General features: G+C 42.5%; 11 protein-coding genes. 1 reads left to right on the top strand and 10 read right to left on the bottom strand.

Translation table 11 applies throughout. From position 1 onward, the window contains the following. Window positions 1-41 precede the first annotated feature (41 nt). Genes L5M37_RS18305 through L5M37_RS18315 form a run of 3 tightly spaced genes read right to left on the bottom strand, consistent with a single transcriptional unit; the run spans window position 42 to window position 2,314 of the window. Window positions 42-917, bottom strand: a complete 876-nt coding sequence (locus tag L5M37_RS18305; RefSeq protein ID WP_263201500.1) for an HD domain-containing protein — start codon at window positions 915-917, stop codon at window positions 42-44. Then, window positions 914-2,092: a site-specific integrase gene (locus L5M37_RS18310; RefSeq protein ID WP_263201502.1), complete on the bottom strand. Its 1,179-nt coding sequence runs from the start codon at window positions 2,090-2,092 to the stop codon at window positions 914-916. Before L5M37_RS18310 ends, L5M37_RS18305 begins: the two co-directional genes overlap by 4 nt. A gap of 9 nt (window positions 2,093-2,101) precedes the next feature. Continuing rightward, the gene (locus L5M37_RS18315; protein WP_011717288.1) at window positions 2,102-2,314 is read right to left on the bottom strand and encodes a hypothetical protein; all 213 of its coding nucleotides are present in this window, start codon (window positions 2,312-2,314) and stop codon (window positions 2,102-2,104) included. Window positions 2,315-2,469: 155 nt separating this feature from the next. On the opposite strand from L5M37_RS18315, the gene L5M37_RS18320 reads away from it, so the two are divergent. Continuing rightward, window positions 2,470-2,706: a helix-turn-helix domain-containing protein gene (locus L5M37_RS18320; protein ID WP_263201503.1), complete on the top strand. Its 237-nt coding sequence runs from the start codon at window positions 2,470-2,472 to the stop codon at window positions 2,704-2,706. Window positions 2,707-2,878: 172 nt separating this feature from the next. On the opposite strand, the gene L5M37_RS18325 is transcribed toward L5M37_RS18320, so the two are convergent. The 7 genes from L5M37_RS18325 to L5M37_RS18355 all read right to left on the bottom strand — a co-directional run bounded on the left by L5M37_RS18325 (window position 2,879) and on the right by L5M37_RS18355 (window position 11,628). Beyond that, complete coding sequence (locus L5M37_RS18325) at window positions 2,879-4,924, bottom strand: capsular polysaccharide synthesis protein (protein WP_263201506.1); 2,046 nt, start codon at window positions 4,922-4,924, stop codon at window positions 2,879-2,881. A 77-nt stretch (window positions 4,925-5,001) separates the two neighbouring features. Beyond that, complete coding sequence (locus L5M37_RS18330; RefSeq protein WP_263201507.1) at window positions 5,002-6,126, bottom strand: phosphoribosyltransferase family protein; 1,125 nt, start codon at window positions 6,124-6,126, stop codon at window positions 5,002-5,004. After that, window positions 6,123-6,983 carry a histidinol-phosphatase gene (locus L5M37_RS18335; protein ID WP_263201509.1) on the bottom strand — a complete coding sequence of 287 codons (861 nt, stop codon included), beginning with the start codon at window positions 6,981-6,983 and terminating at the stop codon, window positions 6,123-6,125. The genes L5M37_RS18330 and L5M37_RS18335 overlap by 4 nt, the downstream gene beginning before the upstream one ends. Then, on the bottom strand, window positions 6,980-8,008 hold the full coding sequence (locus tag L5M37_RS18340; protein ID WP_263201511.1) for a radical SAM protein: 1,029 nt from the start codon (window positions 8,006-8,008) through the stop codon (window positions 6,980-6,982). Before L5M37_RS18340 ends, L5M37_RS18335 begins: the two co-directional genes overlap by 4 nt. A 26-nt stretch (window positions 8,009-8,034) precedes the next feature. Further along, the gene (locus L5M37_RS18345) at window positions 8,035-8,622 is read right to left on the bottom strand and encodes a 4Fe-4S single cluster domain-containing protein (RefSeq protein ID WP_317629680.1); all 588 of its coding nucleotides are present in this window, start codon (window positions 8,620-8,622) and stop codon (window positions 8,035-8,037) included. Between the two features lies 1 nt (window position 8,623). Next, the gene (locus tag L5M37_RS18350) at window positions 8,624-10,486 is read right to left on the bottom strand and encodes an AAA family ATPase (RefSeq protein ID WP_263201513.1); all 1,863 of its coding nucleotides are present in this window, start codon (window positions 10,484-10,486) and stop codon (window positions 8,624-8,626) included. Next, window positions 10,483-11,628 carry a hypothetical protein gene (locus L5M37_RS18355; protein ID WP_263195753.1) on the bottom strand — a complete coding sequence of 382 codons (1,146 nt, stop codon included), beginning with the start codon at window positions 11,626-11,628 and terminating at the stop codon, window positions 10,483-10,485. The genes L5M37_RS18350 and L5M37_RS18355 overlap by 4 nt, the downstream gene beginning before the upstream one ends. Window positions 11,629-11,630 lie beyond the last annotated feature (2 nt).

Consider the following 11,630-nt stretch of genomic DNA (forward strand, 5'->3'; position numbering starts at 1 on the left):
AGCAAATAAAGCAATGGGAACAGAGTTAATGTCACCAAGCGTCATCCGAGCCGCTTATACCATTGATCGTTCATAGCAGAATGAGCGTACCAATGATGTGGAGGCACATCTGCAAAAGCGGTGCGCCAATGGCATACTTCCATGGAGAGATTGTCGCATAGTCTCACCATAGAGGCCGGAATATATGCCTCAGAGCGGCGCCCGATCTTGACCGATAAGCAACTACTCAGCGCCTCAAAAATCTTGGGGGAATTTCGATACAACAACGCTAATGGCTCAGCCAATACCATAAAATTGTATGACTCGTGTGAACCTGCAATGCCATCCCGAGTATCTGCATTATAAAAAAGGTGAATTTTACCTATGTCGTGTAAAAGGCCTCCAATAAAAGCGACGCATACACTTAAAGGCCCAACATTGTATCGCCAGCAAAGCATTGCTGCCGTAACAGCCACCTCATGGCTATGTTCCAGTAATCCACAAGCATGATTATGATGATGACTTCGGCTCGCTCTGGCGTTAAAAAACTGTCCCATCAGCTCATTGTTGAGTAATACCGCTAAGTAAAAGCGTCTTAATGCCTCATCATGGATAAGTCCCAAAATCCCCCAAATATCGATAATGATTGACTCACAACCTGCGGGGACAAGTTTAAAATGATGATGCACAGCAGCTTTATCGGTAACCTCATGGATATTCAAGGTTATTTTTACTCGCTGCAAATCATTGCTAGGGCTCCACTGAACCATCACTAGCTGCCCCTCAGGGTTTACACCTTCCATAACATTGGGGGTTAGCTCTAGTGCATAAGACTGTCTTAAGCAGCTAAATTGCCACAACTCTACCTGTTTTCTCCGCTCTATCAGATGTACCCAGGCCAAGTCATCAGCATTATTTGTTCGGGATTTAATATTCATTTTGACGACTCCCCTTTTGGACCATTGCCAATCAACCGTTCAAACGCTGCGCCATCTTGCCCTAATAAATTAGGTACATAGCGAGAATACACTCTAAATAACATCCCCGTATTGGCATGTCCTAACTGCCGAGCAATCCATTCTGGGCTCTCTCCAGCTGCAAGCCACAGGGTTGCTGCAGTGTGTCTAGTCTGGTAAGGATTTCGCTTTTCGAGTGCCAGGCTTTCCAGCAGTGGATACCAAACACGTTTGGTCACATTCCGATGGCTCAGTGCGTCTCCACGGCGGTTACAAAAAACGAATTTGCTCCGAATTTTGGTTAGCTCACTTTGGGCCTGAAGTGCTTCATATACAGGCTGATTCATTGCAATCGCACGGTCTGAACTTGACGTTTTAGTTAGGCCAAGGCTCCCACGAACTAATGACTGGCGGATGTGGATCAATCTGTTCGTAAAATCAATATTTTCCCACGTCAGACCATCGATTTCCCCTGTGCGCATACCTGTAAAAAATCGAACGGTGTAGTAAGGGCGAAAATCATCCCTTACACCCTCGATAATCCGATATACCTCTACCAAAGAAAATGGTTGAATATCCGTTCGCGGCATAGGTAACGCTTTGATATTTCGCCAAGGAGTCTGAAAACCAAAGCGCTCAGCAGCCTCATTTAGGATTAATCGTAAATAAGTCATGATGTGATTGATTCTTGAAGCTGACAGCGAACGATTTGTGAGTGCATCGACCTCACAAAGACTTAGACGCAAACCCAGAATATCCTGCTTACAGATAGTGGCTATCATCTTAGTCCCCATCGCGGGTATGAGGTGACATCTTAAGATCCCCTCAACCGTCTCAATTTGACTAGCGCGCCATTCTACCCGCTTCTCGTCCAGCCAAAGATTAGCAAAGGCACTAAACAACATGCGCCCACCAGCAGCATGGAATTGACTGAGTTTAGCTAACTGAGCAAAGTGTTCGACTTTAGGGCTATTAGGAAAATGATGCCGATAATCAAATGAACCAGCTTTCATTTGCTGTTCCAGCATTAACAACAGTTTATTTAATTTTTGTCGATTCGCCGGAGTATCGGCAAGACTGGTCTGCTCTCGGCAACGTACACCCTTATAGCGAAAATCTAGATAAAGTTTGCCATCTCGGCTATTTACAGTTCCCATGGCAACCCCCTAGTTCAGCTGATTTATCAGATCATGGGCAGAGGCTCCAAGCAACATAGACTCCTCAACTCGTTCCCAAATGTAGAGAATTTTTCGCCCGCCAAAGGGGCGGATGTAATGGATCCCCTCAAACAGCACCGCATCCTTTAAACATTGGCGGATAGTACGAACGTCGTACTTAATCCTTATGGATAACTCTTCAGTAGTAAGATAAGTATTCATACCTGTCACCTTGCACATTTAAACTTGACTCATAAATGATTCATTTGAATCTTTCTAGATTAAAATAACCCACAAAAGATTAAAGTCAAGCTTTATTTGCGTCATATATGAGTCGTTTGATATGATGGATGACAAATAAGACTTATGGATAGAACATGATCAGGATCCTTCTCATTAAGCAGCTTGATGAAAAAGCGTTCAAGGAAAAGCGCCGTATCACCTTGTCTGAAGTGAGTGAAAAGACAGGTATTAGCCGTGCCACATTAACGCGTATAGCCAACGTGCCAGGCAATGTGACTAACACTGATACCATCAATGCCTTATGCAAGTATTTTGAATGTGAGCCAGGGGAACTATTGATGTATGTCGAAGATGAATCCAATACATATTAGAGTGTTAAATTCATGAATCTGTTTTAGCCAACAATCAATCAACAGCACCATTTGAAATTGTCCCAGCTGTCGATCTATTTTGAGAGCGGCAGTATGAGTACATAGGTCTTTAATTTTTAGCATGACACAGAATTTTGAATAGCCTCCAATTTGGAACAGCTAGTTAGGATGACTATGCTGAAATATATGAATATAACGATTGCTCATCAGAGTAATCTTGTTCTTCTGTAAACTCAGCTTCAAGACTCTTTCTCATATAACCAGGAATGGAGATTAATTCCATATCTTCGATGATCTCAGCTCTTTCTGCTAGTGTTGTAAGAGTCCCATCGAACTTCTCTACCAAACCGCCTTTAAAACATTCTAAGAGTTTTACTGGCTTACCAGATTCATAACCGCTGAGCCCCCTACAGAAAGCGTCTGTTAATGTATTTGGTCCATTTTTAACTGAGTTCTCTTTATTCTTCATATGAATACTTTGAGTAACAATATGCTTATGCAGACCCGGATTTGTTGTAAGTATTAAATGAAATATAGAATAATGAATGTGATATTCATTCAAAAAGCTAACTTCTTGAAGGTTTGCACGTAAAAAGCATGGATAATCTCTATAAGATTTTGCTGAAGACTTCCAATTCCAATATCTATCTATCTCAATATTGAAATATTTCAAAAATAAAGAATCCTTTTTGGCATAAAGCATTCCCAGTTCAATGCCATCTATCCCGTCCTCAAAAAAATACTGACCATGTTCACTTTTTCTAATAAATGTAACATTTGAATAACCAGCAACGGTTGCATTAGGAGATAGCAAAAGATTATTATACAGCTCTATTTCACTAAGGCATTTTTTCAAAAATATCGTACTAGTATCAAAGTAAGCACCACCATAACGCTCTAACAGACGGAGCCTTATAATATCACTTTGATTTCCATTTACAGATGAAACATTAGACGTTTTATTTTTTATTTCATTAAAATACATAGGAAGATCAATATAGTTTTCAATATAAAACTCTGAATCCACGACTAGATTTGTAAGTATAACTCTATATTTTCCACCTTTTGTTCTTCTAATCAAGTTGACTATATTCCATCTTTGTAAAAAAGGAATTTCATCAAATTCTTTATCATAGTAGAGAAATATAGATTTTTGATCACCCAAAACTGAGCCGTTATTCAATCTTTTTATGGCATAGCCTATTTCAACATCCAAAAATTCATTCATATTTTTCAATCCATTAACAATTTCAGCATTGCTAAAGACAAATTCAATATTTGAACTTTTTGGTGGCATCCAGGGATTAAATTGGTTCATTCTCGGATATATTGCGACAGTCTTTTTTTTCAAGCCATATGCCAAATGAACTATAGATGTATCAACACTAATTATATACTCCGCATTTTTTATGTAAGACACAGCATCACTGATATCTGAAATGTTTTGAGACAAATTAATATTTTTATTAGAAGCTAGATTTACTATGTCTTTAGCCAATGAATATGTCACTGGAGAATATAATAGATAAATTTTTTTATCTGGCATAAATCCCGCTAAGAAATTCAGTAGAGAAACAGATCTAAAAACAGATAAAGACTTATCAGCTCTACTTGCAAATGGATTAAATAGAATAAAGTCAGTATCTAAAAATTTTCTAGTTGAACTTGGAATTATGTATGAATAATCATTCCTAATGTTTTTATTAATTTTTTTAGCAAAAAGTCGAAAAAGCTCATCTATTGATAGCTGAGAAATTTTTTCACCACCGTTTAGATTCGACATCTTTAACGAGTCATCAATAGATAAAAAATTTGATGGCCTTATTATTCCTGCGAAAAATATATCTCTCCACTGCATTTTGCCAATCAAAGGTATTATGGTATCACAAAAACTAAGTGACTTAGCCGCTCTGTATAAATCAAAAAAACGAAAATTATTCTTTATTATATAAACAGAATCAACCCTATAATCTTTAATATATAAATCCGCCAAACTAGCTGATGTTATTACATGTATCTTTATATCTGTTTCAGCCTTTATTGCAGATATGAAACTAGATGAAATTGTTGCGTCCCCAATCATTCCGCGCCAATTTATTAAAAGTATATGTTTAATATCTCTGCAAACAATTTTACCTAGATTTCTATCAAACAGTATTTTGCATAACGTTCTAGAGAAATACCTTAAGAAAATCGACACTTTAATTGACAATTTCACCTAACACCCTCTCTACGTAAAACATTATTTAAAAAGAATCATAAACTGAGTAAACATTAATTATTATTCACATTTTATCATCTACGTTCCATTACCATACCACAATCATTCAACACTCTATTCTTTGTAAGATAATCACGCAGCATAACCAGCGATTGGACACATTCTGCCTGACTTAAAAATTCATTGTTAAGTGCTGATTTATATAGCTTTACCCAAGTTGCCAAAGGCACTTGAGGCAAAAAATCTGAAAGACTATCTCTATTAATATTTTCGAAAATCAGCCGCAGCGTACGCAAGATAGGTTGGTAACCCGGCTCAGATAGCAGTATTGCAAGATTACTATCCAGATTCTGTTTGATTAACGTCGAATTTAAACGTTCTTCAACTGAAGCATCGTTTAATGCAACTCTAGGATCGATCGCCACGGAATAAATGGCGCGAAACGATTTCGCGCCATTTAGAAGTGACTCGTACATCACTTTGTCAGCTGTTGCACCAGTAACCAAAACATCATCCCCAAAAATGACGTGCACGCCACTAAAACGATAGAAATTTTTCGCTGGTATTACATGATCTTGACTCAAGTTTACTAGATTTCGTTCCTCAAGGCTTAGAGTGGCGTAATTTTCGCAGGGCGGGGCTATACGAGGCAATTTGACATTGATTATTGTGGGAAATCCCATATGAGCCAACTTCATATTCACATCCTCCACCACAATCTCATAAAGCACATTTGAGGCGGAGGGAACATTACGCCATCCGGTTGTCATCAAAACAACATGTTCACCGCTCATTTTGGCTTGTCGGAACAAACTTGACCAAGAAGAACATTCATCATCCAGTTCAGCACATAGGTATTCAGTTATACCTTTCGCCAAGAAACGTATATCGCTAACTCCACCATACTTCGCGCGGCTATAAACTTCAGTCAAGGGCTGTGCATCATTGCATGTACTCATACTGTAAAATTTCTCTGGTCCCATCGGCGTAAGATGGTTCAATGCATGTCCCCCAAAAACTGCAACATAATCTGCCATGGATATAAGATCGCGCTTCAGCAAATTAGCTGCAAATGCACGAAAACCAGCTTTTACCTGTTCTGGATGGATATTTTTTTTCGCCGCATGAAATGCGGACAATTGAATAGGAACAACCTCGTCAAGAAGCTCTTTCCAGTTTCTATTAAAAGACGTATTCACAAAAATCCTTCTTTAACCAGTCCAGAATTAACTGCTAATTGTAGTTTATCAAGCGCAACATCAATTCTTTGTCGCTGCACAAAATAACTGATTTCATGTAAACCTGTCGGTTTCAAAGCCTCAATTAATTCTGTAATTCCAGCTCCAGCATCTGCAGGAGTGTGCGCATCAGAGCCCACTGTAAAAGGTACATCAAGCGCAAGCAATTTTGTCACAAATATCCGTGAAGGATAAGACCATACCCCCATAAGTTCTTTATCACTTTCAGAATTAAATATTGATTTTCGTAATCCGGATGAATTTAGTTCATATGCAATTCCGCTTCTAACAATGGCCGGCAATAGACGTTCAGCTCTGAATAAAAATTCATCCTCGGATATTCCACGCAGGAGACAATCCACGTGACCAACTGCATCGAATAAACCACATTCAATCAATGATTCTATACTTGCAAAATATCTATCTAAGAAATCTGTATTTTTCAGTCGTGGAAGATCCCAAACTTTAATCATGGAATCATCTTTGGCCGTAACGTAGTGGATGGAACCAAGTACAAAATCCAACGGATAATTTTGCAATAGTCTACTTGTATAGACTTCGGAACCGAGGATAAAATCTAATTCTAATCCTCGCAATAAAGTTATCTCGCCTTTATAGTTCTCTTGTGCCTTATCAATATCGGCGAAGTAACGCTCGAGCTCTGACTCTACCAACCTATTATCTTTATCTATTGGAAAAGGCGCGTGATCGGTTATCGTCAACACAGTAACGCCCGCCGCAATTGATGCTTGTACAAGCTCATCAACAGTACCAACAGCATGTTTTGAATAAAAAGTATGACAGTGAGAATCAATCATGCTACTTTCCATTTTTCTAATAAGTCAGAGTGCTTTGCAATCTCTTTCACCAACCAATAAGGGTTATTTGCTTTAGCAATTATGGTTCGAATTTGTTGTGCATTATCTAATCTGGCGAGCAAGTCAGTTAATGGCTGAGTATATAATGCATAAGACAGCGGATTTTCCCTAACACATTTTTCCAATTTTGGCCAATCAAAGATGTCTGTGTGCAGGTTTCCACACTTTTCAACTTCAATCCCATAAAAAAACACATCACCGTTTGGTTTAACTGTGACATCTAATCCATTTTTCTGAGGAAGCTTATTCAAACTCCCAAAAGTAAATGGTTTTTTAACTTTTAATTCAATTGCAGCAATATAACCGTGCATATCAAGATAACCACTAGGTGTACTTGGTGCCGGATTTACTAAATTTTTATAATCAATACCAAATGAAAAGCCACCAACAATAAGCAAATCTTCCAACACGCTAACTGGCTGAATGTTAGCATCAATCCCCCAGCTATCCAGATCCTGTATGAGATAATTCCGTGTAAAATCCCGTTGATTATCAACAGAACGAAATGAAAAACTCAACCCAGTGGGTTTCTTACGTTGCCAATAATCTATACTGAAGCCGTGAGCCTTCCACTTTATTTTTTTTACATGATGGCTATCCGAGCTTAATCTAATATTGCACGTATCCTTATTTCTAGACACAATATAATTTATTCTATCATAAACATCCTCCAACTTTTCATGCCGATGAAAGCCACTGGTAATAAATTCAAAACTGTTACCACCTTGCGACAACTCAAGTATTTCATAAAGGGTGTTTATATTATTTAGTGGTTCACCCTCTCCGCTAATTGAAATACGCCTTACTGCAGGGTCATTAATTAACCTTTTCAAGTTAACCCGCGCAAGTTCCGAAAGAACCATATTTTTCCCAGACGCGTGCTTATCAGCATACATACAGAAATCGCACCCGATGCCACATATTTGCGTGATATCCAAATATAACAAGTGGCCTTGTAATTCCATTTCTAAATCTCCCTAAAAAATTTAAGTCATATGACGACTTTTTCTGGCCATCCGTTTAAAAATACTGTGCCATCCAAATTGCAGTGTACCTCTATCACTCTTTCTACACTGTCTCTCACTTCAATCGTTCTATCGTATCTGTTAGTCAGATAATGAAATCGCTGATTCGTAGAGCCCACCCATTGCCGACTATTTTCTCGTTGTTTAGATTCGTAAGGACCATCAACTAAGACATCCGTATAACGAAGTAATCGTTCAACTCCAGGTAAACACAACTCATCAAGTTCTCTTAATGTATATCCGCTAAATACCATCACCGACAGACCAAGTGACTGAGCTCCTTGAGCAACATCGGCCAAGCCCTGAGCCTGCAACATTGGCTCGCCACCGAGAAAGGTAATTCCCTCTAAATCATGCATATAGTGCGAATTCTCCAACCATTCGAGCACTGATGAGGCCGAAACAAGCTCACGCTCTGCCAGCTGCAAGTACGCAGGGTTGCAGCAGCCAGGACAACGCTTATTGCACCCTTGTACCCACAAGGCTGCTCTGCGTCCCGGCCCTTCGGCTTCTGTACAAGGAAGGCGAGATGCCAAATTCAAACAATGCATCATGTCACTCCAACTCGAATAGCAATTTACTTCCGGCAATATGAACTTCAATTGCCTTACCTCGGATCTCAGCAGGCGATACCATTTGTTCAAACAGAAAATCGGCCAATGGATCAATAAGCTTATTGGTCAGAGCGTTGGGGACGCCGCGCCCTCCCGTTCCGCGATCCACGTCCCTGACTAGCAAGGTCAGTATTTCGGCCTCCTTAATCAATTTCAAGTCCGACACCCCCCATTTGTCCTTCAGCCCTTTGCGCAACGGTTCCAGCTTTGCGCGAGCGATGTCAATCAAGAAGTTATCGTCACGCATAAAGTTAAATGGAATGATGTTGGCCTCGCCGATTCGGCCCAACAATTCTGGGCGCTTTAGCTCGTGCACGAAGTGCTGCCGCACCTTTTGGATGAATTCATTGCGCACATCCTGACTTTCATAACTGACCTCGGCTGCGCCAATATTTGAAGTGAATACGATAACGGTATCTGAAAACATCACCGTTTCCCCCTTGCCATCCGTTAAGCGCCCATCTTCAAGAATCTGTAAAAACTTGTCGAGAATGCGCGGGTGCGCCTTCTCGATTTCGTCAAACAGCAACAGGGAAAATGGCCTTTGTTTGATAGCATTGGTCAACTGTCCGCCAGCTTCGTAACCCACATATCCTGGAGGTGCGCCCACCAGCCTCTGATCGGCATGTTCGTGATTAAACTCTGACATATCGAAGCGAAGACAGGCTTCTTCGTCGCCAAAGAGGAATTCGGCAATGGACTTTGCCAATTCCGTTTTACCTACACCGGTTGGGCCAACAAAAAACAACACGCCCTTGGGAGTGCGTTGCCTGTAAGAGTGTTGAAGCCCCGATAGCCCAGTGAAGGCACGCACAAGGATGCGCCGTACCGATTCAATAGCTTCCCCTTGCCCTTTAACCCGCCGCCCTAGGGTTTCGACAATGGTCTGAAGTTTTTTGTGATCTAGTTGTTCCCAAGGACTGTGTCTGCGTCCGTGGCGATAAAGATTGAGCAAAGACAAAGCACTTGAAACTTCAGTCTCCTGTCGTGAGAGTCGCGCCAAGTTGTGAATGTCGCGGATACTCTGGCCTTCTAAACCGTCAACGAAGTCAGCCAGCTCACGCCCTCCTTGCTGTAAAGGGGGCAGCAGCCGAAACACTTCCTTCAAGCCCAGTACTGCAGACTCGCGAATTAGCCTTGATGGAAAGGGAATGGCTATTTCCTTAAATAGTGGATTATTCAAGTAAAGCGAAGGTGGCAACACATTCAAGCCCCCGCACAGCAGCACCAGCAGTGATTGAGGTTGGCCTATGCTTTCAGCATTGCGAACCACGGCGGCATCACGAGTCGCCTGCCCCAGGCGTAGTAGCCAGCCGCGCTCGTTCTCGCTCAGCGAGTTGGCGCTGCCAAACAAGTATTGTGTCCAGTCCAGCACAAAAGCGACAGGCCTATCTGCGCGTGGCTGCCGCAGCCATTGTGCAGCAACAGCTAGAAAGTCATCCGCGCTGGCCGTGATGCCGTTGGATGCGGGGCGCGCCAAAGGCGTGGGCGGCAAATCACCCATATCATAGGCATTCCCTTCAGATGTACTTTCTCTTGCAGCAGGGGGGACAACTAAGCTTTGCAATTCCCCCCAAGTCCTCGCATCGACACCACTGACACCATTGACGCGGTTCCAAAAGACCACATGCTGATATCCACGCTGACGCAGCAGGTTCATCAACGCGGTAGGCAAAACCGTCCATTGTCCTGGAGCTTCGGGATCGGATGTCAAATCACCCGTATTACCGTGCAATATCAATCCGCGTCGTATTCCGCATTCGCGGCGAAAATCTTCCTGCCAAGGTAACAAAGCTGAACTCATTTGCATCTCTCCTGTGTCGCATCCGGGTAAGGGCGAGCATCCTGATCTTGATCATCGGGATTGACCCAAATCACTCGCTTGTCGTTCAGACTAATCCCGTAAGCATCTTGCAGCGTTGCCATGACGGGGGCAACATCCTTCTCGCACGTTTTGCCTTTGTATTGATGAAATTTGTAGCTGAGGTGCCCGCTCAGGTTGACGCGGAAATCTGCTTGCGCGCCAGCAGGACGACGGGCGCGAATCAGCACTTCGTCATGCCCTTGTGATGTGAAATGCTCGGGACCATCCACGACAAAGCCAGCTTGTTGCAGTGACAGATAAACAGCCCGTACAACTTCACGACGCTGACTTTCATCTACGGCAGCTTCATCCTGCTCTTGCGCCAGTTGGTTCAAGGCTTCAGCTTGCTCTTCAGGAGCAAGCCCTGTCGCATGAGCCAACGCCTCACGCAACTTGGCGGAGCGCTCGCCGCTGTTCTTTTTCGCCTCCAGCTCCAACTGCTCTCTTTGCAGCGTAAGAACATCGGTAACGGCTTCACTCTGTGCACGATTTTTCATTTCCTGCAACTGACGTTCAGCATCCCCTTCATACCGCAACCGAACTTCGCGCAAGGAGGCTGAAATTTGCGCTGGGGTCATATTACCGGCGGCATCACCAAGTAGTCGCGCCCGTAATTGCTGCAATTCAGCAAACGCGGCGTTGAGTGCGACAGGAGTGCTCCAGTTGCTCAAGCTCTCCTGCCATGCAGCCTCAAGTTCTGCCCTTATCTGAAACTGTCGTTCGGCCTCTGCTTGCTGCGCTTTGCGGAATGCTTCGGCGGTGGCTAGCTCCGCATCTTGACGGGATCGACGCTGCTCACGAGCAAATCTTGGTAATCCGTGAAATCGTCCACCTAGCGAACGGCTCATATCTCTGGCAGCAAACGGGTCGGAGCCCAACAAAGTCTCCATTCGGTCAAGAGCGATGCTTAACTCACGAAACTCTTCCGAAACTACGGCATCAAGTCCTTGACCGATGACATCATTCAATACGCTACGGTAGCGCTCAAGGAAAGGGCGCGTTGTTTCACGCACTCGCTGTCGATCAAGCTCTTGCTTACGTTGCCTTTGAATTTGGTAGCGATATTCGTCTGCCCGACTCATAG

Origin of the sequence: Shewanella sp. SM69 (assembly GCF_025653985.1) — a bacterium.
Classification (GTDB): Bacteria; Pseudomonadota; Gammaproteobacteria; order Enterobacterales; family Shewanellaceae; genus Shewanella; species Shewanella oncorhynchi.

Coding starts and splice junctions, on each gene's coding strand:
- L5M37_RS18315 (WP_011717288.1), bottom strand. CDS start 2,314: ATGAATACTTATCTTACTACTGAAGAGTTATCCATAAGGATTAAGTAC.
- L5M37_RS18305 (WP_263201500.1), bottom strand. CDS start 917: ATGAATATTAAATCCCGAACAAATAATGCTGATGACTTGGCCTGGGTA.
- L5M37_RS18340 (WP_263201511.1), bottom strand. CDS start 8,008: ATGGAATTACAAGGCCACTTGTTATATTTGGATATCACGCAAATATGT.
- L5M37_RS18335 (WP_263201509.1), bottom strand. CDS start 6,983: ATGATTGATTCTCACTGTCATACTTTTTATTCAAAACATGCTGTTGGT.
- L5M37_RS18355 (WP_263195753.1), bottom strand. CDS start 11,628: ATGAGTCGGGCAGACGAATATCGCTACCAAATTCAAAGGCAACGTAAG.
- L5M37_RS18320 (WP_263201503.1), top strand. CDS start 2,470: ATGATCAGGATCCTTCTCATTAAGCAGCTTGATGAAAAAGCGTTCAAG.
- L5M37_RS18350 (WP_263201513.1), bottom strand. CDS start 10,486: ATGAGTTCAGCTTTGTTACCTTGGCAGGAAGATTTTCGCCGCGAATGC.
- L5M37_RS18345 (WP_317629680.1), bottom strand. CDS start 8,622: ATGATGCATTGTTTGAATTTGGCATCTCGCCTTCCTTGTACAGAAGCC.
- L5M37_RS18310 (WP_263201502.1), bottom strand. CDS start 2,092: ATGGGAACTGTAAATAGCCGAGATGGCAAACTTTATCTAGATTTTCGC.